Genomic DNA, 21,194 nt, shown 5'->3' with positions numbered 1-21,194 from the left:
CGTCGTACCGGTCACGGACGGGTGCGTGAAGGGGGCCCGGGAGGGGACGGCCGGATGATTGCGCCGGGCGAACCGGAGGGTGCGGGGCGCCCCGCACCCGGGGTGCTGGCTACGATGGGCCAGCCGGTGGCCGTGGTGGCCGCGCGGCCCAGCGACCCTCCGGGAAGGCCATGCTGAACAAGTACGCGCGTGCGTTCTTCACGCGTGTTCTCACGCCGTTCGCCGCATTTCTCCTGCGTCGGGGGGTGAGCCCCGACGCGGTCACGCTGATCGGCACCGCCGGCGTGGTGGCCGGGGCGCTGGTCTTCTTCCCCCGGGGCGAGTTCTTCTGGGGCACGATCACCATCACCCTCTTCGTCTTCTCCGACCTGGTGGACGGGAACATGGCCCGCCAGGCCGGGGTGTCCAGCCGCTGGGGCGCGTTCCTCGACTCCACCCTCGACCGGGTGGCCGACGCGGCGATCTTCGGCGGCCTCGCGCTCTGGTACGCGGGCTCCGGGAACGACAACGCGCTGTGCGCGGTGGCGATCTTCTGCCTGGCCAGCGGCCAGGTGGTCTCGTACACCAAGGCCCGCGGCGAGGCGATCGGCCTGCCCGTGGCCGTCAACGGGCTCGTCGAGCGCGCCGAGCGGCTGGTGATCTCGCTGGTCGCGGCCGGTGTCTCCGGGCTGCAGATCTTCGGCGTCCCCTCGTGGATCGGGGTCCTGCTGCCCATCGCCCTGTGGGTGGTGGCGGCCGGCTCGCTCGTCACGCTGGTCCAGCGGGTGGTCACGGTCCGCCGTGAGGCCGCCGAGGCCGACGCGGCGGCCCCCGCCGAGGGCGGGGCGCACTGATGCCCGGCGCCAAGGACAAGCTGGTCGACGGGCTGTACGGGCTGGGCTGGGCGGGCGTCAAGAAGCTGCCCGAGCCGGCGGCGGCGGCCCTCGGCCGCAAGATCGCCGACGTGGCCTGGAAGCGCCGCGGCAAGAGCGTGCTGCGCCTGGAGTCCAACCTGGCCCGGGTGGTCCCCGACGCCGGGCCCGAGCGGCTGCGCGCCCTCTCGCAGGCCGGGATGCGCTCGTACATGCGCTACTGGATGGAGTCCTTCCGGCTGCCCGCCATGGACCCCCGCCGGTTCGGCACGGACGTCTCGATAAAGGACGAGCACATCCTGCGGGAGGCCCTCGCCTCCGGCCGCGGGGTGATCGTGGCCCTGCCGCACCTGGCCAACTGGGACCTGGCCGGAGCCTGGGTCACCGGGCACGTCGGCGTCCCCTTCACCACCGTCGCCGAGCGGCTCAAGCCCGAGTCCCTCTACGACCGTTTCGTGGCCTACCGGGAGAGCCTGGGCATGGAGGTCCTGCCGCACAGCGGCGGGGCCGCCTTCGGCACCCTCGCGCGCCGGCTGCGCGCCGGCGGGCTGATCTGCCTCGTCGCGGACCGGGACCTGTCCTCCTCCGGGGTCGAGGTCGACTTCTTCGGCGCCACCGCCCGGATGCCCGCCGGGCCCGCGCTGCTGGCCCAGCAGACCGGGGCCGCCCTGCTGCCGGTCACCCTGCACTACGGGGACGCCCCGAAGATGTACGGCCGGATCCACCCCGAGGTGGACGTGCCCGGGACCGGGACCCGGCCCGAGAAGACCGCCGTCATGACCCAGGCGGTGGCCGACGCCTTCGCCTCGGGGATCGCCGAGCACCCGGAGGACTGGCACATGCTCCAGCGGCTGTGGCTCGACGACCTGGAGGAGCGCCCGTAGTGAAGATCGGCATCGTCTGCCCGTACTCCTGGGACGTCCCCGGCGGCGTCCAGTTCCACATCCGCGACCTGGCCGAACACCTGATCAGGCTGGGCCACGAGGTGTCGGTGCTCGCCCCCGCGGACGACGAGACCCCGCTGCCGCCCTACGTGGTCTCGGCGGGCCGGGCCGTGCCGGTGCCCTACAACGGCTCCGTGGCCCGGCTGAACTTCGGCTTCCTGTCGGCCGCCCGGGTACGGCGCTGGCTGCACGAGGGCGTCTTCGACGTGATCCACATCCACGAGCCGGCCTCCCCCTCCCTCGGGCTGCTGTCCTGCTGGGCGGCGCAGGGCCCCATCGTGGCCACGTTCCACACCTCCAACCCCCGCTCCCGGGCGATGATCGCGGCGTACCCGATCCTCCAGCCGGCACTGGAGAAGATCAGCGCGCGGATCGCGGTCAGCGAGTACGCCCGGCGCACCCTCGTCGAGCACCTCGGCGGGGACGCCGTGGTCATCCCCAACGGCGTCGACGTCGACTTCTTCGCGAAGGCCGACCCCAAGGCCGAGTGGGGCGGGCAGACCCTCGGCTTCATCGGCCGCATCGACGAGCCGCGCAAGGGCCTGCCCGTGCTCATGGCCGCCTTCCCGCGCATCGTGGAGGCCTGCCCGGACGTACGGCTCCTCGTGGCGGGCCGCGGCGACGAGGAGGAGGCCGTCGCCTCCCTGCCGGCCGGGCTGCGCTCCCGCGTGGAGTTCCTCGGCATGGTCTCCGACGAGGACAAGGCCCGGCTGCTGCGCAGCGTCGACGTGTACGTGGCGCCCAACACGGGCGGCGAGAGCTTCGGGATCATCCTGGTCGAGGCCCTGTCGGCCGGGGCGGCCGTCCTGGCCTCCGACCTCGACGCCTTCGCCCAGGTCCTCGACCAGGGCGCGGCCGGGGAACTCTTCGCCAACGAGGACCCCGGCTCCCTCGCGGACGCGGCGATCGCCCTGCTGCGCGACCCGGCCCGGCGCGCCGAGCTCAGCGCCCGCGGCTCGGCGCACGTGCGCCGCTTCGACTGGTCGACGGTCGGCGCGGACATCCTCGCCGTCTACGAGACGGTCACCACCGGCGCGGCAGCCGTCGGCGCCGACGAACGCGTCCCGCTCCGCACCCGCCTGGGCTTCTCCCGGGACACTCCCTAGCCCGGGCCCCGCCTCCGGTAGTGTCGCCGCCCGTGATCGAAAACCTTGTCTGGATCGCGGTGGCGCTCGGCGTCGTCGGGGTCTACCTCAGCTGGACCGCCGGGCGGCTGGACCGGCTGCACACCCGGATGGACGCCGCCCGGGCCGCCCTGGACGCGCAGCTGGTGCGCCGCGCCTCCGTCGTCCTGGAGGTGGCCACCTCCGGGGCGCTCGACCCCGCCTCCTCCCTCGTGCTGTACGAGGCCGCGCACGCCGCCCGGCAGGCCGAGGAGGAGCACCGGGAGGTCGCCGAGAGCGAGCTCAGCCAGGCGCTGCGGGCGGTCTTCGCCGACGCCGACCAGGTGGAGGTCCTCAAGGCCGCCCCCGGAGGCGTGGAGGCCGCCGAGGAACTGGCCGCGGCCGTGCGCCGGGTGCCGATGGCCCGGCGCTTCCTCAACGACGCCGTACGGGCCGCCCGCGCGCTGCGCCGGCACCGCAAGGTCCGCTGGTTCCGGCTGGCCGGGCACGCGCCGTTCCCGCTGGCCTTCGAGATGGACGACGAGCCCCCGGCCGACCTCGCGGACCGCCCGGCCTGACCGGGCCGACGGGCGCCGCGGGGGCGCCGCGGGAGGTGCCGCCGGGGCCCGGCACTGGGCCGAACGGGGTCCACCAGGGCCGCCGGGGACAAATCAAGGAGCCACCGGCTCCATATTGGCCCTTGTAGTGGACTGGTCGGTGGGGTTTCCTCTGCCGAGTAGTACCCGTCTCCCTTTCGAGTTCGTTTCGAGTGAGGTCAACCCGTGAGCACGCTTCCCACCTCCCCCCAGTCCGCTGAGTCGGCCATCGGCACCTCCCGCGTCAAGCGCGGCATGGCCGAGCAGCTCAAGGGCGGTGTGATCATGGACGTGGTCAACGCCGAGCAGGCGAAGATCGCCGAGGACGCCGGCGCCGTGGCCGTCATGGCCCTGGAGCGGGTTCCGGCCGACATCCGCAAGGACGGCGGCGTGGCCCGCATGTCGGACCCGAACATGATCGAGGAGATCATCGAGGCCGTCTCCATCCCGGTCATGGCCAAGTCCCGCATCGGCCACTTCGTCGAGGCCCAGGTGCTCCAGTCCCTCGGCGTCGACTACATCGACGAGTCCGAGGTCCTGACCCCGGCCGACGAGATCAACCACTCCGACAAGTGGGCCTTCACCACCCCCTTCGTCTGCGGCGCCACCAACCTCGGCGAGGCCCTGCGCCGCATCGCCGAGGGCGCGGCCATGATCCGCTCCAAGGGCGAGGCCGGCACCGGCAACGTCGTCGAGGCCGTCCGCCACCTGCGCCAGATCAAGAACGAGATCGCCCAGCTGCGCGGCTACGACAACAACGAGCTGTACGCCGCCGCCAAGGAGCTGCGCGCCCCGTACGAGCTCGTCAAGGAGGTCGCCGAGCTCGGCAAGCTCCCCGTCGTCCTGTTCTCCGCCGGTGGCGTCGCCACCCCGGCCGACGCCGCGCTGATGCGCCAGCTCGGCGCCGAGGGCGTCTTCGTCGGCTCCGGCATCTTCAAGTCCGGCGACCCGGCCAAGCGCGCCGCCGCCATCGTGAAGGCCACCACCTTCTTCGACGACCCGAAGGTCATCGCGGACGCGTCCCGCAACCTGGGCGAGGCCATGGTCGGCATCAACTGCGACACCCTCCCCGAGGCCGAGCGCTACGCCAACCGCGGCTGGTAAGGCACCCCACGATGAACAACCCCCCCGTGATCGGTGTCCTGGCCCTCCAGGGCGACGTACGGGAGCACCTGATCGCCCTGGCCGCGGCGGACGCCGTGGCCAGGCCGGTCCGGCGTCCCGAGGAGCTCGCCGAGGTCGACGCCCTGGTGATCCCCGGCGGCGAGTCCACGACCATGTCGAAGCTCGCGGTCCTGTTCGGCATGCTGGAGCCGCTGCGCGAGCGCGTGCGGGCCGGCATGCCCGTCTACGGCACCTGCGCCGGCATGATCATGCTGGCGGACAAGCTGCTCGACGGCCGTGACGACCAGGAGACGCTCGGCGGCATCGACATGATCGTCCGCCGCAACGCCTTCGGCCGCCAGAACGAGTCCTTCGAGGCGAAGATCGACTTCGCGGGCATAGAGGGCGGTCCCGTCGAGGGCGTCTTCATCCGCGCCCCCTGGGTCGAGTCGGTCGGCGCCTCCGCCGAGGTGCTCGCCACGTACGACGGCCACACGGTCGCCGTGCGGCAGGGCAACGTCCTCGCCACCTCGTTCCACCCGGAGCTGACCGGCGACGACCGCGTCCACGCGTACTTCGTCGACATGGTGCGCGCGGTGCTGTAATCAGGTCCCGGTAGGATCTGAGACGAACACTGTTGGTTACGCGAAGGAGACAGGCGGATGTCCGGCCACTCTAAATGGGCTACGACGAAGCACAAGAAGGCCGTGATCGATGCCAAGCGCGGCAAGCTCTTCGCGAAGCTGATCAAGAACATCGAGGTCGCGGCGCGTATGGGCGGCGCCGACATCGAGGGCAACCCGACCCTCTTCGACGCCGTCCAGAAGGCCAAGAAGCAGTCGGTCCCGAACAAGAACATCGACTCCGCGGTCAAGCGCGGCGGCGGCCTCGAGGCCGGCGGCGCCGACTACGAGACGATCATGTACGAAGGCTACGGCCCGAACGGTGTCGCGGTGCTCATCGAGTGCCTCACCGACAACCGCAACCGCGCCGCGTCCGACGTCCGCGTCGCCATGACCCGCAACGGCGGTTCCATGGCGGACCCGGGCTCGGTCTCGTACCTGTTCAACCGCAAGGGCGTCATCCTGCTGCCCAAGGCCGAGCTCTCCGAGGACGACGTCCTCGGCGCGGTCCTGGACGCCGGCGCCGAAGAGGTGAACGACAACGGCGACACCTGGGAGATCATCAGCGAGGCCACCGACCTGGTCGCGGTCCGCACCGCGCTCCAGGAGGCCGGCATCGACTACGACTCCGCCGACTCCAGCTTCGTCCCGACCATGCAGGTCGAGCTCGACGAAGAGGGCGCGCGCAAGATCTTCAAGCTGATCGACGCGCTGGAGGACAGCGACGACGTGCAGAACGTCTTCGCCAACTTCGACGTCTCGGACGAGGTCATGGAGAAGGTCGACGCCTGACCGGCCGACCCGTACCGCTCGTGACGGCGGGCCGACAGGACACACCCTGTCGGCCCGCCGTCGCATTGTCAGTGCGGGCGGATAGCCTGCACGGACAGGTGAGCGGTGACCGGAAGAGGGGGTGCGGTGCGGGTACTGGGTGTGGACCCCGGGCTGACGCGGTGCGGTGTCGGAGTGGTCGAGGGGGTCGCCGGGCGGCCCCTGACCATGGTCGGCGTCGGGGTCGTCCGGACCCCGGCGGACGCCGAGCTGGGGCACCGGCTCGTCGCCATCGAGCGCGGCATCGAGGAGTGGCTGGACGAGCACCGGCCGGAATTCGTCGCCGTGGAGCGGGTCTTCAGCCAGCACAACGTCCGCACCGTGATGGGCACCGCCCAGGCGAGCGCCGTCGCCATGCTGTGCGCGGCCCGTCGGGGCATACCGGTCGCCCTGCACACCCCCAGCGAGGTCAAGGCCGCCGTCACCGGCAGCGGTCGCGCCGACAAGGCGCAGGTCGGCGCCATGGTGACCCGGCTGCTCCGGCTCGCCGAACCGCCCAAGCCGGCCGACGCCGCCGACGCGCTGGCCCTCGCCATCTGCCACATCTGGCGGGCCCCCGCCCAGAACCGCCTCCAGCAGGCGGTCGCCCAGCACGCCTCCGCCTTGAAAGGCCGTACGAGATGATCGCCTTCGTCAGCGGCCCGGTCGCCGCGCTCACCCCCACCCTGGCCGTGGTCGAGGTCGGGGGAGTGGGCATGGCCGTCCACTGCACGCCGAGCACCATCGCCAGGCTGAGCGTCGGCGAACCGGCCCGGCTGGCCACCTCCCTGGTGGTCCGTGAGGACTCCCTGACCCTGTACGGCTTCGCGGACGACGACGAACGCCAATTGTTCGAGCTCCTCCAGACCGCCAGCGGGGTCGGCCCCCGGGTCGCGCAGGCGATGCTCGGGGTGCACAGCCCGGACGCCCTGCGGGCCGCCTTCGCCGCGGGGGACGCGAAGGCCCTGACGGCGGTGCCGGGCATCGGGCCGAAGGGCGCGCAGAAGCTGCTGCTGGAGCTGAAGGGCAAGCTCGGGACGGCCCCCGCCGTGGTCGGGGCGCAGCGGGCCCCCGTGGCGTCCGGGCCCGCCCCCTGGACGGAGCAGCTCACCGCGGCGCTGATCGGGCTCGGGTACGCCTCCCGCGAGGCGGAGGACGCGGTCTCGGCGGTGACCCCGCAGGCCGAGGCCGCCATCGCCGCCGGCGGCTCGGCCCCCGTCCCCCAGCTCCTCCGGGCCGCCCTCCAGTCCCTGAACCGAGCCAGGTGAGGCTCCCGCCGCGCGGGGCGGTGTCCCCCCGGGCAGCGGGACACGGGCAGACCACCGGAAACGAACGAGAAGGCAGACTGGCAGCGTGAACTGGGACGACGAAACCGACACCCCCGAGCCGGACCGGCTGGTCGCCGCCTCGGCGGACGGCGAGGACACCGCCGTCGAGGCGGCCCTGCGGCCCAAGGACCTCGGCGAATTCGTCGGCCAGGAGAAGGTCCGCCAGCAGTTGGACCTCGTCCTGAAGGCGGCCCGCCAGCGCGGCGCCACCGCCGACCACGTCCTGCTCTCCGGCGCGCCCGGCCTGGGCAAGACCACCCTCTCCATGATCATCGCCGCGGAGATGGGCGCGCCCATCCGCATCACCTCCGGCCCCGCCATCCAGCACGCCGGCGACCTCGCCGCGATCCTCTCCTCCCTCCAGGAGGGCGAGGTCCTCTTCCTCGACGAGATCCACCGCATGTCCCGGCCCGCCGAGGAGATGCTGTACATGGCCATGGAGGACTTCCGCGTCGACGTGATCGTCGGCAAGGGCCCCGGCGCCACCGCCATCCCGCTGGAGCTGCCCCCGTTCACCCTGGTCGGCGCCACCACCCGGGCCGGCCTGCTGCCTCCGCCCCTGCGGGACCGCTTCGGCTTCACCGGGCACATGGAGTTCTACGCCCCCGAGGAGCTGGAACGCGTCGTCCACCGCTCCGCCCGCCTCCTCGACGTGGAGATCGACACCGCCGGCGCCGCCGAGATCGCCGGCCGCTCCCGCGGCACCCCCCGCATCGCCAACCGCCTGCTGCGCCGCGTCCGCGACTACGCCCAGGTGCGGGCCGACGGGGTGATCACCCGCGAGGTCGCCGCCACCGCGCTCCAGGTGTACGAGGTGGACGCGCGCGGCCTCGACCGGCTGGACCGGGCCGTGCTGGAGGCCCTGCTCAAGCTGTTCGGCGGCGGTCCCGTCGGGCTGTCCACCCTCGCCGTCGCCGTCGGGGAGGAGCGCGAGACCGTCGAGGAGGTCGCCGAACCCTTCCTGGTGCGCGAGGGCCTCCTCGCCCGGACCCCGCGGGGCCGGGTCGCGACCCCCGCCGCATGGGCTCACCTGGGACTTGTTCCGCCACAGCACCCGGGTGGCGGAACAAGCGGACAACAGGGCCTGTTCGGGGGCTGACGGCGCGGAGGTTCGACCGGTCAGGAACTGCGGTGCCATGCTGGGCGTTGTTCCATCGGCGCTGACTCGCCTAGACTCCGCCGATGCCGACCCTTCGGGTCGGTGTGCCCACCCCCGTAGAAAAAGGCCGTCTCCCGGGCGGTCGTGCGAAGGATCTCCGTCCCGTGAATCTCGTGACACTCCTCCCGTTCATCGTGCTCATCGGGGCGATGTTCCTGATGACCCGCTCCGCGAAGAAGAAGCAGCAGCAGGCCGCGCAGATGCGTGACCACATGACGCCCGGTACCGGCGTCCGCACCATCGGCGGCATGTACGCCACGGTCAAGGAGATCGGTGACGACACCGTCACCCTCGAGGTGGCCCCCGGCGTCCACGCGATCTACGCGAAGAACTCCATCGGCGCCGTGCTGGAGGACGAGGAGTACAACCGCATCGTCCACGGCATCACCGAGACCCCGGAGGACACTCCGGTCGTCCCCGACGACGCCTCCTCGCTGACCGAGGGCGACGCCCCCAAGCTCGACCTGGGCAAGAAGGACGAGCCCAAGGGCGACGACGAGCCGAAGGACGGCAAGACCGACGGCGAGCCCGGCGCCAAGTAGCGCCGGGCAGGGACCGCGGTGGTGCCCGACCGGCATCCGCCGCGGTTCCCGCAGTGAACTTCTGCGGGGGGCAGGGGTCCCCACCACACATTTCGTGGCCGTCCGCACGCTGACCCGGCGGGCGACGGTTGGACAGGGAGATACGACAAGGTGGCAGCACCGAAGAAGGGCCGACGGCCCACGGGGGCTCAGGGGAGGCCGGGGCGCGCCCTGGCCCTCATCCTGATCGCGATGGTGGCGCTCACCGCGGGGATGTTCCTCTCTCATCAGACCACCCCCCGTCTGGGCATCGACCTCGCGGGCGGTACGAGCATCACGCTCAAGGCGAAGAGTGAGCCCGGCAAGCCGGACGCGGTCAACGAGACCAACATGAACACCGCGGTCGGCATCATCGACCGCCGTGTCAACGGTCTCGGCGTCTCGGAGGCCGAGGTCCAGACCCAGGGCCGCGACCACATCATCGTGAACATCCCCAAGGGGGTGAACGAGCAGCAGGCCCGCGAGCAGGTCGGTACCACCGCCCAGCTGTACTTCCGCCCCGTGCTCGCCTTCGCGGACGGCGCCCCCGCCGCCCCCGAGACCAAGCCGAGCGGCTCCCCGAGCCCCTCCGCGAGCGGTTCCGGCGCCCCGAAGGCCGAGGGCAGCTCCAAGCCCTCCGCTCCGGCCACCCCGTCGTCCAGCGCCACTTCCCAGGGCCGTGTGCTCAGCGAGGCCCTCAAGGCCCCGGGCACCCCCACTCCCTCGCCCTCGGCGAGCGAGTCGAAGAAGGCAGACGACGCCAAGGCCACGCCCTCCGCCTCCGCCTCGGCGCCGGCCCCCGTCGCGACCCCGCCGGTCGACCCCGCGGTGGCGGACCTGCAGGCGAAGTTCGCCGCGCTGGACTGCACCAAGGAGGACCAGCGCGCCTCCGCCGGCAAGGGCGCCAAGCCCGAGGACCCGACGATCGCCTGCGGCCAGCGCGGCAACCAGTGGGGCAAGTGGATCCTCGGTCCCGCCCAGGTCGCCGGCACGGACGTGAAGGACGCCAAGGGCGTCGTCGACCAGCAGCGCGGTCAGTGGATCGTGCAGATGCAGTTCACCGACAAGGGCGCGGACAAGTTCGCCAAGATCACCGGTGAGCTGGCCACCAAGCAGGCCCCGCAGAACCAGTTCGCGATCGTCCTCGACGGCAAGGTCATCTCCGACCCGTCCGTCAGCCAGGCGCTGACCGGCGGCAACGCCGAGATCTCCGGCGGCTTCAACCAGCAGTCCGCGCAGGACCTGGGCAACATGCTCTCGTACGGCGCCCTGCCGCTGTCCTTCCAGGAGGACAGCGTCACCACCGTCACCGCCGCGCTCGGCGGCGAGCAGCTGAAGGCCGGCCTGATCGCCGGCGCCATCGGCCTCGCCCTGGTCGTGATCTACCTGCTGGTCTACTACCGGGGCCTGGCCTTCATCGCCATCGTCAGCCTCATGGTGTCCGCGGTCCTCACGTACACGATCATGTCGCTGCTGGGCAAGGGCATCGGCTTCGCCCTGAACCTGCCCGCCGTCTGCGGCGCCATCGTCGCCATCGGCATCACGGCGGACTCGTTCATCGTGTACTTCGAGCGCATCCGCGACGAGATCCGCGAGGGCCGCACGCTGCGTCCGGCCGTCGAGCGCGCCTGGCCGCGCGCCCGCCGCACCATCCTGGTCTCCGACTTCGTGTCCTTCCTCGCCGCCGCGGTGCTGTTCATCGTCACCGTCGGCAAGGTCCAGGGCTTCGCCTTCACGCTGGGTCTGACCACCCTGCTCGACGTGGTCGTGGTGTTCCTGTTCACCAAGCCCGTCATGACCCTGCTGGCGCGGACGAAGTTCTTCTCCAGCGGCCACCCGTGGTCCGGGCTCGACCCCAAGCGGCTCGGCGCCAAGCCGCCGCTGCGCCGGTCCCGCCGCACCGGTCCCGTCCCCGCCCCCGTCGACGCAAAGGAGGCGTGAGATGTCGAAGCTGGGAGATCTCGGCGCCAAGCTGTACCGCGGTGAGGTCGGCTACGACTTCGTCGGCAAGCGCTTCGTCTGGTACGGCGTCTCCGTCCTGATCACCATCACGGCGGCCGTCGCCCTGGTGGTCCAGGGCCTCAACATGGGCATCGAGTTCAAGGGCGGTGCCGTCTTCACCACCCCGAAGACGAGCGTGTCCGTCGCCCGGGCCACCGAGGCCGCGGACAAGGCCTCGGGTCACCACGCGATCGTCCAGGAGCTGGGCACCGGCGGCCTGCGCATCCAGATCTCCGGTCTGGACACCAACGCGGCCGCGTCCGTGAAGAAGCAGCTCGCCACCGACCTCAAGGTCGACGCGGGCCAGATCAACGCGGACCTGGTCGGCCCGAGCTGGGGCGAGCAGATCGCGAACAAGGCCTGGACCGGCCTCGCGATCTTCATGGTCCTCGTGGTGGTCTACCTCGCCATCGCCTTCGAGTGGCGGATGGCCGTCGCGGCCCTGATCGCCCTGGTCCACGACCTCACGATCACCGTCGGCGTGTACGCGCTCGTCGGCTTCGAGGTCACCCCGGGCACCGTGATCGGTCTGCTGACCATCCTCGGTTACTCCCTCTACGACACCGTCGTCGTCTTCGACGGTCTCAAGGAGGGCGCGAAGGACATCACCAAGCAGACCCGCTGGACCTTCAGCGACGTCGCCAACCGCAGCATCAACGGCACGCTGGTCCGCTCGATCAACACCACCGTCGTCGCGCTGCTGCCGGTCGCGGCCCTGCTGTTCATCGGCGGCGGCTTCCTCGGCGCGGGCATGCTCAACGACATCTCGCTGTCGCTGTTCGTCGGCCTCGCGGCCGGTGCGTACTCCTCGATCTTCATCGCCACCCCGCTGGTCGTGGACCTGAAGGAGCGCGAGCCGGCGATGAAGGCCCTGAAGAAGCGGGTGCTCGCCAAGCGCGCCGCCGCCGCGGCCAAGGGTGAGGACGTCGAGGACGGGACCGAAGCGGACGAGACCCCGCAGGTCGTGGCCCAGGGCGGCCAGGGGAGGCGGCGCCGGTGACCACCGCCAGCTGCACCCCCGAGGTCCGTGAGCTGCTGCTCAGCCGGATCACGGACGTCCCGGACTACCCGAAGCCGGGCGTGGTGTTCAAGGACATCACCCCGCTGCTCGCCGACCCGAAGGCGTTCGGCGCGCTGACCGACACCCTGGTCGAGCTGGCCGTCCGGTACGGCGCGACGAAGATCGTCGGGCTGGAGGCGCGCGGGTTCATCCTCGCGGCCCCGGTCGCCGTGCAGGCGGGCATCGGCTTCGTCCCCGTGCGCAAGGCCGGCAAGCTGCCGGGTGCGACGCTCGCGCAGGCGTACGAGCTGGAGTACGGGACGGCGGAGATCGAGGTCCACGCCGAGGACCTGTCGGCCGGTGACCGGGTCATGGTCATCGACGACGTCCTCGCCACCGGCGGCACCGCCGAGGCCTCGCTGGAGCTGATCCGGCGGGCCGGGGCCGAGGTCGCCGGTGTGGCGGTCCTGATGGAGCTGTCGTTCCTCCCGGGCCGCGCGAAGCTGGCCGGTGCCCTCGCGGGGGCCCCGCTGGACGCGCTGATCGTGGTCTGACGTCCGCCCTGCCTACGGGGGGGGCCCCGGGGACACCGGGGGGCCCGCCGCTTTCGCGTCCGGCACCCCCTAGGGGCGGCCTCGAACGGCGGCGGGGCCGCATCTCGTGGAGCGGCCGGGGAGAACGGGGTGGCGGAACCCTCGCTACCATGGGTTCTCCGGACCTGACCGGGGGCCCGGAACCTCCCCCAGACTCCGTCCGGGGGGACCCCAGAGGAGCGCTCTTGCCAGACGAGGTCCAGCCGCCACTCTCTGCCGCGCAGCCTGACCCCAAGGCCGACCCGGCCGCGGCGGCCGCAGCCACGCCCCCGCCGGCCCCGCCGGTCAGGCCCCTCCCGGCCAAGCCGGCCGGGTCCTCCAACCGGGTGCGCGCCCGGCTGGCCCGCCTCGGCGTGCAGCGTTCCAACCCGTACAACCCGGTACTGGAACCCCTGCTCCGTATAGTCCGCAGCAACGACCCGAAGATCGAGACGGCGACGCTGCGCCAGATCGAGCAGGCCTACCAGGTCGCCGAACGCTGGCACCGCGGCCAGAAGCGCAAGAGCGGCGACCCGTACATCACGCATCCGCTCGCGGTGACCACCATCCTCGCCGAGCTGGGCATGGACCCCGCCACCCTGATGGCCGGACTGCTGCACGACACGGTCGAGGACACCGAGTACGGGCTGGAGCAGCTCCGCCGGGACTTCGGCGACGCCGTGGCCCTCCTCGTCGACGGCGTGACCAAGCTCGACCGGGTCAAGTTCGGCGAGGCCGCCCAGGCCGAGACCGTGCGCAAGATGGTCGTCGCCATGGCCAAGGACCCCCGGGTCCTCGTCATCAAGCTCGCCGACCGCCTGCACAACATGCGCACCATGCGCTACCTCAAGCGGGAGAAGCAGGAGAAGAAGGCCCGCGAGACCCTCGAGATCTACGCGCCGCTGGCCCACCGCCTCGGCATGAACACGATCAAGTGGGAGCTCGAGGACCTCGCCTTCGCGATCCTCTACCCCAAGATGTACGACGAGATCGTGCGGCTCGTCGCCGAGCGGGCCCCCAAGCGCGACGAGTACCTGGCCGTCGTCACCGACGAGGTGATGGTCGACCTGCGCGCGGCCCGGATCAAGGCCACCGTCACCGGCAGACCCAAGCACTACTACAGCGTCTACCAGAAGATGATCGTCCGCGGCCGTGACTTCGCGGAGATCTACGACCTGGTGGGCATCCGCGTCCTCGTGGACACCGTCCGGGACTGCTACGCGGCCCTCGGTACCGTGCACGCGCGCTGGAACCCGGTCCCCGGCCGGTTCAAGGACTACATCGCGATGCCGAAGTTCAACATGTACCAGTCGCTCCACACGACGGTCATCGGACCCAACGGCAAGCCGGTCGAACTCCAGATCCGCACCTTCGACATGCACCGCCGCGCCGAGTACGGCATCGCCGCGCACTGGAAGTACAAGCAGCAGACCGTCGCCGGTGCCTCCAAGATCCGCACGGACGTCCCGCAGGCCGCCAAGGGCAGCGCCGGCCAGGACACCGTCAACGACATGGCCTGGCTGCGCCAGCTCCTCGACTGGCAGAAGGAGACGGAGGACCCGGGCGAGTTCCTCGACTCCCTGCGCTTCGACCTCTCCCGCAACGAGGTGTTCGTCTTCACCCCCAAGGGCGACGTCATCGCGCTGCCCGCCGGGGCGACCTCCGTGGACTTCGCGTACGCGGTCCACACCGAGGTCGGCCACCGCACCATAGGCGCGCGGGTCAACGGGCGGCTCGTCCCGCTCGAATCCACCCTCGACAACGGCGACCTGGTCGAGGTGTTCACCTCCAAGGCCGAGGGCGCCGGCCCCTCCCGGGACTGGCTGGGCTTCGTCAAGTCCCCGCGGGCCCGCAACAAGATCCGCGCCTGGTTCTCCAAGGAGCGCCGCGACGAGGCCATCGAGCACGGCAAGGACGCCATCGCGCGGGCCATGCGCAAGCAGAACCTGCCGATCCAGCGGATCCTCACCGGCGACTCGCTCGTCACCCTCGCGCACGAGATGCGCTACCCCGACATCTCCTCGCTCTACGCGGCGATCGGCGAGGGCCACGTGGCCGCGCAGGGCGTCGTGCAGAAGCTGGTGCAGGCCCTCGGCGGCGAGGAGGCCGCCAACGAGGACATCGAGGAGAGCGTCCCGCCGTCCCGCGCCCGCACCAAGCGGCGCGGCAACGCCGACCCGGGCGTGGTCGTCAAGGGCGTCGACGACGTGTGGGTGAAGCTGGCCCGCTGCTGCACGCCGGTACCGGGCGACCCGATCATCGGCTTCGTCACCCGCGGCAGTGGCGTATCGGTTCACCGCGCCGACTGCGTCAACGTCGACTCCCTCTCCCAGCAGCCCGAGCGGATGCTGGAGGTGGAGTGGGCCCCGACCCAGTCCTCCGTGTTCCTGGTCGCCATCCAGGTCGAGGCGCTGGACCGGTCCCGGCTGCTGTCGGACGTCACGCGGGTCCTGTCGGACCAGCACGTCAACATCCTCTCCGCGGCCGTGCAGACCTCGCGCGACCGGGTGGCCACCTCCCGGTTCACCTTCGAGATGGGCGACCCCAAGCACCTGGGCCACGTCCTGAAGGCCGTCCGCGGAGTCGAGGGCGTCTACGACGTCTACCGCGTGACCTCGGCCCGCAGGCCCTAGCCCGGCGGGCCCGGCCCGGCCCGGTCCGGCATACAACGGTGGGCGCCACCCCCGAGGGGTGGCGCCCACCGTCGTGTCCGGTGCGGCGGCCCGGTCAGGGGCAGCCCCACCAGACGAAGTTGAGGTTGCCGCCGAAGAGGGCGGAGACGGCCGTGGCCGAGCCGAGGATCCACACCACCGTGCTCCGCCGGGCCCTCGCCAGGGCGAGGGCGAACGGGAACAGCAGCGGGAACGCGGGCATGATGAAGCGCATCTTCGAGAAGTAGAAGCCCGCCCCGCCCAGCGCCATCAGCATGACCATGGCAGCGAAGATCCACACCACCATGGGGGGCCGGCGCCGGCGCGTCATCAGCACGAACAGCACCGCCGCCGTGACCACCGTCAGCGACACCACCACGTGGTTGAGGGTGGTGTGCACCTCCGTGAAAGTCTTCTTCAGCTCGCTGAGGGTGTCGAAACCGCCGTCGTACACCGAACCCCAGCGGCGCTGGAGCTCGAAGTAGCCGTCCCAGCGCCCGAAGTGCCAGCCGACGTACCCCACGTACCCGAACCAGCCCAGCGGGGCGATCAGCGAGGCGGCCACGATCCGCCCCACCGGGGGCCGCTGCGCGCGGCGCTTGCGGAGCCACTGCACGTACTCCCAGACGCCCGCCAGCACCACGGCCGCGACGATCGCCGACCCCGAGGGCCGGGTGGCCCCCGCGAAGAAGGCCAGCACACCGGCCGTCAGCCAGGACTTCGTCATCACCGCGTACATCGCCCACACCGACAGGGCCAGGAACAGCGGCTCGGTGTACGCCATCGACTGGACGAGCGCCGCCGGAACGATCGCGAACAGGGCACAGGTGAACAGCGCGACCCGGCGGCCGTAGATCTTGTCGGTGACGGCGAAGATGCCCCACGCGGCGATCACGGAGGCGAACAGCGCCAGCCCCATCGCCACCCAGTTCATGGGCAGGTGCGTCACCAGCGAGGTGTACCGCACCAGCATCGGGTACACGGGGAAGAACGCCATCTGGCAGCTCGGCCCCGCGAACGCGCACGGCGAGGGCGTCGCCAGCGGGGTCGTCAGACCGTTCTCGGCGATGTGCAGGTAGTACACCGAGTCCCAGCGGCCGCCCAGGATCTCCAGCGGCCGGACGCCCTTGCGCTCGGCCCAGATCGCCATGACGGCCAGACCGGTGGCGCGCAGCGCGATGTGGACCAGCAGCGCCTTCCGGGCCCGCTTCAGGTGGGCGAGTACGCGCCGTCCGACACGGCGGAGTCCGGAGTCCTTCTTGCCCGACAGCGGTGGGGCGACGAGAAGTGAGTCGGGGACATCAGCGCGTATCTGGGTATGCGTCACATTCGATCCTGGTCGTCGCCCGGCAGAAGGCCGCCGAGGCGGCACCGTACAACGTTACACAGGAGGAGGGTGCGACCCGCGCGCACCCTGCGTCGAAACCGGGTAACGAATCGGACCCATATACGGCGGATGGGCGCCACCGGGGGTAACCGGTGGCGCCCATCCGAAAAACCCGTCCGGGGACTCAGCCGCCGAACTCCTCCAGGCCCTTCAGCGCCTGGTCCAGCAGGGCCTGGCGGCCCTCCAGCTCCCGGGAGAGCTTGTCGGCCTTGGCGTTGTTGCCGGCCGCGCGCGCCGAGTCGATCTCACCGCGCAGCTTGTCGACGGCCGCCTGGAGCTGCCCCGTCAGACCGGCCGCACGGGCCCGCGCCTCCGGGTTCGTACGCCGCCACTCGCCGTCCTCGGCCTCCTGGATGGCCCGCTCCACGGCGTGCATCCGGCCCTCGACCTTGGGACGGGCGTCGCGCGGCACGTGGCCGATGGCCTCCCAGCGCTCGTTGACGGAACGGAACGCGGCCCGGGCCGCCTTCAGGTCCGTCACCGGGACGAGCTTCTCGGCCTCCTCGGCCAGCTCCTCCTTCAGCTTCAGGTTCTCCACCTGCTCGGCGTCCCGCTCCGCGAACACCTCGCCGCGCGCCGCGAAGAACACGTCCTGCGCACCGCGGAAACGGTTCCACAGGTCGTCCTCGGACTCGCGCTGCGCCCGGCCCGCCGCCTTCCAGCTGTCCATCAGCTCGCGGTAGCGGGCCGCCGTCGGACCCCAGTCCGTCGACTTCGACAGCGACTCGGCCTCCGCGACCAGCTTCTCCTTGGCCTTGCGGGCCTCCTCGCGCTGGGCGTCCAGCGCGGCGAAGTGCGCCTTGCGCCGCTTGGAGAAGGCCGAGCGGGCGTGCGAGAAGCGGTGCCACAGCTCGTCGTCGGACTTGCGGTCGAGCCGGGGCAGGCCCTTCCAGATGTCCACCAGCGCGCGCAGCCGCTCGCCGGCACTGCGCCACTGGTCGCTCTGCGCCAGCTGCTCGGCCTCGGTCACCAGGGCGTCCTTGGCCGCGCGGGCCTCGTCCGTCTGCTTGGCCTTCTGGACCTTGCGCTCCTCGCGCCGCGAGTCCACCGTCGCCACCAGCTTGTCCAGCCGGACGCGCAGGGCGCCGAGATCACCGACGGCGTGGTGCTCGTCCACCTGGGTCCGCAGGTGGTCGATGGCCGTCTGGGCGTCCTTGGCGGACAGATCGGTGGTCCGCACCCGCCGTTCGAGGAGGCCGATCTCGACCACCAAGCCCTCGTACTTGCGCTCGAAGTAGGCCAGGGCCTCCTCAGGGGTGCCCGCCTGCCACGAGCCGACGACCTGCTCGCCCTCGGAAGTACGCACGTACACGGTGCCGGTCTCGTCGACTCGGCCCCACGGGTCGCTGCTCACAGCGCCTCCTCCACCTGATGCCGCACGGGGTCGTGTCCCCCTGGCATCGTCCACAGTTTCCTGGGGCGGGCAGCGCCCGCCCTGCACAACGCCAACATAGGCGACCGCCGGGCCGGCTGTCCGCATCCCGCACGACGGAATATCGCCGCACGGGCCGCGGGCGGGCCGGGCCGGGGCCGCCCGACCCGTCACTTCTTGGTGACGGTGGCCTTCTCGATGTTCACGGGGGTCTTGGGGGCGCCGTCCTGGGCCCCGTCGGCGGTCCCCGCCTTGGCGACCTCCTCCAGCACCTTCAGCCCGGCCGCGTCGATCTTCCCGAACGGGGTGTACGAGGGGGCGAGCGGGCTGTCCTTGTAGACGAGGAAGAACTGGCTGCCGCCGGTCCCGGGCCGTCCGGTGTTGGCCATCGCCACCGTGCCGGCCGGGTAGACGACCTGGCCCTGCTCGTTCGGCTTGCCGAGGGAGTCCAGGTTCTCGTCGGGGATGGTGTAGCCCGGGCCGCCGCGGCCGGTGCCCTCGGGGTCGCCGCACTGCAGCACGTAGATCCCGGAGGTCACCAGGCGGTGGCACTTGGTCTTGTCGAAGAAGTTCTTGTCGGCGAGCGACTTGAAGGAGTTGACCGTCTGCGGGGTCTTCGAGGCGTCCATCTCGAACGTGATCTCGCCCGCGCTGGTCTTCAGGTCGAAGGTGTACTTCGCCTTGTCGTCGATCGCCATCGCCGGGGACGGCGACTTCTTGGGCTCGGGCGCCGACGGGGAGGCCGAGGGCTCGGCCGCGGCGTCCTTCTTGTCCTTCGAGTCGAAGACACCGCCCGCGATCAGGCCGATCAGGGCCACGATCACGGCGGCCGAGGCCGCGCCGATGATCGCCAGCCGCTGCCGCGACCTGCGGCGGGCCTCCGCGCGGCGCTTCTGCTGGCGCTCGTACTTCTCCCTGGCGAGCTGTCGCCGACGCTGATCGCTCGTGACCACCGGGTCGTCTCCTTGTACGTCTCTGGTACCGCTGTCCGGGCTCGGTTAGGCCGTACCGTATATGGGTTCGCTGTGTGATGAGGGGCGCCGGTAGGCTCTGAGCAGCAGATTCCGAACTGCTGCCGCCCGACGGACGACGATTGAGGACGAACGTGCTGATTGCCGGGTTCCCGGCCGGGGCCTGGGGGACCAACTGCTACCTGGTCGCCCCCGCCGCGGGTGAGGAGTGCGTCATCATCGACCCGGGCCACCAGGCCGCCCAGGGAGTCGAGGAGACGCTGAGGAAGCACCGCCTCAAGCCCGTCGCGGTCGTCCTGACCCACGGCCACATCGATCATGTGGCCTCGGTGGTCCCGGTGTGCGGAGCGCACGACGTTCCCGCCTGGATCCACCCCCAGGACCGCTACATGATGAGCGACCCGGAGAAGGCCCTCGGCCGCTCCATCGGCATGCCGCTCATGGGCGAGCTCACCGTCGGCGAGCCGGACGACGTCCGCGAGCTGTCCGACGGCGCCGCCCTGAAGCTCGCCGGGATGGAGTTCTCGGTGGCGCACGCGCCCGGCCATACCAAGGGGTCGGTGACCTTCCGGATGCCCGAGCAGGCCGACGTCCCGCCGGTCTTCTTCTCGGGCGACCTGCTGTTCGCCGGCTCCATCGGACGCACCGACCTGCCCGGCGGCTCCCACGCCGAGATGCTCCAGTCGCTGGCCCGCGTGTGCCTGCCGCTGGAGGACTCGACGGTGGTGCTGTCCGGCCACGGTCCCCAGACCACCATCGGCCGCGAGCGCGCCACCAACCCGTACCTGCGGGAAGTGGCAGCCGGGCTGGGGGACGGCACCGCCGCCCCACGACGAGGAATGTGACGAGTTTCGTGAGCACCTTCAAGGCCCCCAAGGGCACGTACGACCTGCTGCCGCCCCGCTCCGCCAACTTCCTGGCGGTGCGCGAGGCGATCGCCGCGCCCCTGAAGAACTCCGGCTACGGATACGTCGAGACCCCCGGCTTCGAGGACGTCAAGCTGTTCTCCCGCGGCGTCGGCGAGTCCACCGACATCGTCAGCAAGGAGATGTACACCCTCACGACGAAGGGCGGCGACGAGCTCGCCCTGCGCCCCGAGGGCACCGCCTCCGTGCTGCGCGCGGCCCTCCAGGGCAACCTCCACAAGCTCGGCAGCCTGCCCGTCAAGCTCTGGTACTCCGGCTCGTACTACCGCTACGAGCGCGCCCAGGCCGGCCGCTACCGCCACTTCTCCCAGGTCGGCGCCGAGGCCATCGGCGCCGAGGACCCGGCGCTGGACGCCGAGCTGATCATCCTCGCCGACCAGGCGTACCGCTCGCTGGGCCTGCGCAACTTCCGCATCCTGCTGAACTCGCTCGGCGACAAGGAGTGCCGCCCGGTGTACCGGGAGGCGCTCCAGGGCTTCCTGCGCGGCCTCGACCTGGACGAGGAGACCGTCCGCCGGGCCGAGATCAACCCGCTGCGCGTCCTCGACGACAAGCGGCCCGACGTCCAGAAGCAGCTGGTCGGCGCCCCCGTGCTGCGCGACTACCTCTGCGACGCCTGCAAGGCGTACCACGAGGAGGTCCGGGCGCTGGTCACGGCCGCCGGGGTCGCCTTCGAGGACGACGAGAAGCTGGTCCGCGGCCTCGACTACTACACCCGCACCACCTTCGAGTTCGTCCACGACGGCCTGGGCTCGCAGTCCGCGGTCGGCGGCGGCGGCCGCTACGACGGCCTGTCCGAGATGATCGGCGGCCCGGCCCTGCCGTCCGTCGGCTGGGCGCTGGGCGTCGACCGGACCGTGCTGGCCCTGGAGGCCGAGGGCGTGGAGCTGGACATCCCGGCGGCCACGTCGGTCTTCGCCGTCGCGCTGGGCGAGGCCAAGCCGGCCGTGTTCGGCCTGGTGACCGAGCTGCGCAAGGCGGGCGTCGCGGCCGACATGTCGTACGGCGGCAAGGGCCTGAAGGGCGCCATGAAGGACGCCAACCGCAGCGGTGCCCGCTTCGCGGTCGTCGCGGGCGACCGCGACCTCGCCGAGGGCGTGGTCCAGCTCAAGGACATGGAGTCCGGTGAGCAGAGCGCCGTCGCGGTCGCCGACCTCGTCACCGAGGTCCGGTCCCGCCTGGCCTGACGCGCAGCGCCGCCGGGGGCGGGACGGGGGAGCGCCCCCGTCCCGCCCC

At 71.6% G+C, this 21,194-nt stretch carries 20 protein-coding genes; 17 read left to right on the top strand and 3 right to left on the bottom strand.

Annotated features, from left to right (window positions below; genetic code table 11):
- The first annotated feature begins 170 nt into the window (after window positions 1-170).
- The 15 genes from pgsA to ACFVXK_RS22665 all read left to right on the top strand — a co-directional run bounded on the left by pgsA (window position 171) and on the right by ACFVXK_RS22665 (window position 15,284).
- Window positions 171-833 (top strand): phosphatidylinositol phosphate synthase, encoded by a 663-nt coding sequence (pgsA, locus tag ACFVXK_RS22735; protein ID WP_358892804.1) that lies wholly within the window; start codon window positions 171-173, stop codon window positions 831-833.
- Entirely contained in the window at window positions 833-1,735 is a 903-nt protein-coding gene (locus ACFVXK_RS22730; RefSeq protein WP_389614392.1) for a phosphatidylinositol mannoside acyltransferase, read from the top strand. Before pgsA ends, ACFVXK_RS22730 begins: the two co-directional genes overlap by 1 nt.
- The gene (locus ACFVXK_RS22725; RefSeq protein ID WP_389614390.1) at window positions 1,735-2,901 is read left to right on the top strand and encodes a glycosyltransferase family 4 protein; all 1,167 of its coding nucleotides are present in this window, start codon (window positions 1,735-1,737) and stop codon (window positions 2,899-2,901) included. Before ACFVXK_RS22730 ends, ACFVXK_RS22725 begins: the two co-directional genes overlap by 1 nt.
- A gap of 32 nt (window positions 2,902-2,933) precedes the next feature.
- On the top strand, window positions 2,934-3,476 hold the full coding sequence (locus tag ACFVXK_RS22720; RefSeq protein WP_358892801.1) for a hypothetical protein: 543 nt from the start codon (window positions 2,934-2,936) through the stop codon (window positions 3,474-3,476).
- A gap of 204 nt (window positions 3,477-3,680) precedes the next feature.
- Window positions 3,681-4,598: a pyridoxal 5'-phosphate synthase lyase subunit PdxS gene (gene pdxS / locus ACFVXK_RS22715; RefSeq protein ID WP_045947873.1), complete on the top strand. Its 918-nt coding sequence runs from the start codon at window positions 3,681-3,683 to the stop codon at window positions 4,596-4,598.
- Window positions 4,599-4,609: 11 nt separating this feature from the next.
- Window positions 4,610-5,203, top strand: coding sequence for a pyridoxal 5'-phosphate synthase glutaminase subunit PdxT (gene pdxT, locus ACFVXK_RS22710; protein WP_389614388.1), 594 nt, complete (start codon window positions 4,610-4,612; stop codon window positions 5,201-5,203).
- Window positions 5,204-5,260: 57 nt separating this feature from the next.
- Window positions 5,261-6,013 (top strand): YebC/PmpR family DNA-binding transcriptional regulator, encoded by a 753-nt coding sequence (locus ACFVXK_RS22705; protein ID WP_389614386.1) that lies wholly within the window; start codon window positions 5,261-5,263, stop codon window positions 6,011-6,013.
- Between the two features lie 126 nt (window positions 6,014-6,139).
- Entirely contained in the window at window positions 6,140-6,676 is a 537-nt protein-coding gene (ruvC, locus tag ACFVXK_RS22700; RefSeq protein ID WP_389614384.1) for a crossover junction endodeoxyribonuclease RuvC, read from the top strand.
- Window positions 6,673-7,299 (top strand): Holliday junction branch migration protein RuvA, encoded by a 627-nt coding sequence (gene ruvA, locus ACFVXK_RS22695; protein WP_389614382.1) that lies wholly within the window; start codon window positions 6,673-6,675, stop codon window positions 7,297-7,299. Before ruvC ends, ruvA begins: the two co-directional genes overlap by 4 nt.
- Before the next feature lie 85 nt (window positions 7,300-7,384).
- A complete protein-coding gene (gene ruvB, locus ACFVXK_RS22690) occupies window positions 7,385-8,458 on the top strand; it encodes a Holliday junction branch migration DNA helicase RuvB (RefSeq protein WP_389614380.1) in 1,074 nt (357 codons plus the stop codon).
- 164 nt (window positions 8,459-8,622) lie between these two features.
- Window positions 8,623-9,060 (top strand): preprotein translocase subunit YajC, encoded by a 438-nt coding sequence (yajC, locus tag ACFVXK_RS22685; RefSeq protein WP_389614378.1) that lies wholly within the window; start codon window positions 8,623-8,625, stop codon window positions 9,058-9,060.
- Between the two features lie 150 nt (window positions 9,061-9,210).
- The gene (gene secD / locus ACFVXK_RS22680; RefSeq protein ID WP_389614376.1) at window positions 9,211-11,019 is read left to right on the top strand and encodes a protein translocase subunit SecD; all 1,809 of its coding nucleotides are present in this window, start codon (window positions 9,211-9,213) and stop codon (window positions 11,017-11,019) included.
- Between the two features lies 1 nt (window position 11,020).
- A complete protein-coding gene (gene secF, locus ACFVXK_RS22675) occupies window positions 11,021-12,079 on the top strand; it encodes a protein translocase subunit SecF (protein ID WP_389614374.1) in 1,059 nt (352 codons plus the stop codon).
- Entirely contained in the window at window positions 12,076-12,633 is a 558-nt protein-coding gene (locus tag ACFVXK_RS22670; RefSeq protein ID WP_389614372.1) for an adenine phosphoribosyltransferase, read from the top strand. The genes secF and ACFVXK_RS22670 overlap by 4 nt, the downstream gene beginning before the upstream one ends.
- Before the next feature lie 149 nt (window positions 12,634-12,782).
- A complete protein-coding gene (locus tag ACFVXK_RS22665; RefSeq protein ID WP_389614370.1) occupies window positions 12,783-15,284 on the top strand; it encodes a RelA/SpoT family protein in 2,502 nt (833 codons plus the stop codon).
- A gap of 94 nt (window positions 15,285-15,378) precedes the next feature.
- Here ACFVXK_RS22665 and ACFVXK_RS22660 read toward each other — a convergent pair whose 3' ends face one another.
- The 3 genes from ACFVXK_RS22660 to ACFVXK_RS22650 form a co-directional block, all read right to left on the bottom strand.
- Entirely contained in the window at window positions 15,379-16,629 is a 1,251-nt protein-coding gene (locus ACFVXK_RS22660; RefSeq protein ID WP_389614368.1) for a hypothetical protein, read from the bottom strand.
- 184 nt (window positions 16,630-16,813) lie between these two features.
- Window positions 16,814-18,043: a DUF349 domain-containing protein gene (locus ACFVXK_RS22655; protein WP_389614366.1), complete on the bottom strand. Its 1,230-nt coding sequence runs from the start codon at window positions 18,041-18,043 to the stop codon at window positions 16,814-16,816.
- A 188-nt stretch (window positions 18,044-18,231) separates the two neighbouring features.
- The gene (locus tag ACFVXK_RS22650) at window positions 18,232-19,014 is read right to left on the bottom strand and encodes a peptidylprolyl isomerase (RefSeq protein ID WP_389614364.1); all 783 of its coding nucleotides are present in this window, start codon (window positions 19,012-19,014) and stop codon (window positions 18,232-18,234) included.
- 152 nt (window positions 19,015-19,166) lie between these two features.
- Between ACFVXK_RS22650 and ACFVXK_RS22645 the strand changes: the two genes are divergently transcribed.
- Window positions 19,167-19,877, top strand: a complete 711-nt coding sequence (locus ACFVXK_RS22645) for an MBL fold metallo-hydrolase (RefSeq protein ID WP_389614362.1) — start codon at window positions 19,167-19,169, stop codon at window positions 19,875-19,877.
- Window positions 19,878-19,885: 8 nt separating this feature from the next.
- A complete protein-coding gene (gene hisS / locus ACFVXK_RS22640; RefSeq protein ID WP_389614360.1) occupies window positions 19,886-21,145 on the top strand; it encodes a histidine--tRNA ligase in 1,260 nt (419 codons plus the stop codon).
- The last annotated feature ends 49 nt before the right edge of the window (window positions 21,146-21,194 follow it).

This window comes from Streptomyces sp. NPDC058157 (assembly GCF_042884105.1).
Classification (GTDB): domain Bacteria; phylum Actinomycetota; class Actinomycetes; order Streptomycetales; family Streptomycetaceae; genus Streptomyces.
Note: the sequence above shows the minus strand (reverse complement) of the source record. Positions and strands in the feature narration are given on the sequence as shown.

What these genes read in the sequence shown, in the direction of transcription:
- pgsA (WP_358892804.1), top strand. Translation starts at nt 171, where the DNA reads ATGCTGAACAAGTACGCGCGTGCGTTCTTCACGCGTGTTCTCACGCCG.
- ACFVXK_RS22730 (WP_389614392.1), top strand. Translation starts at nt 833, where the DNA reads ATGCCCGGCGCCAAGGACAAGCTGGTCGACGGGCTGTACGGGCTGGGC.
- pdxT (WP_389614388.1), top strand. Translation starts at nt 4,610, where the DNA reads ATGAACAACCCCCCCGTGATCGGTGTCCTGGCCCTCCAGGGCGACGTA.
- ACFVXK_RS22705 (WP_389614386.1), top strand. Translation starts at nt 5,261, where the DNA reads ATGTCCGGCCACTCTAAATGGGCTACGACGAAGCACAAGAAGGCCGTG.
- ruvA (WP_389614382.1), top strand. Translation starts at nt 6,673, where the DNA reads ATGATCGCCTTCGTCAGCGGCCCGGTCGCCGCGCTCACCCCCACCCTG.
- secF (WP_389614374.1), top strand. Translation starts at nt 11,021, where the DNA reads ATGTCGAAGCTGGGAGATCTCGGCGCCAAGCTGTACCGCGGTGAGGTC.
- ACFVXK_RS22665 (WP_389614370.1), top strand. Translation starts at nt 12,783, where the DNA reads ATGGGTTCTCCGGACCTGACCGGGGGCCCGGAACCTCCCCCAGACTCC.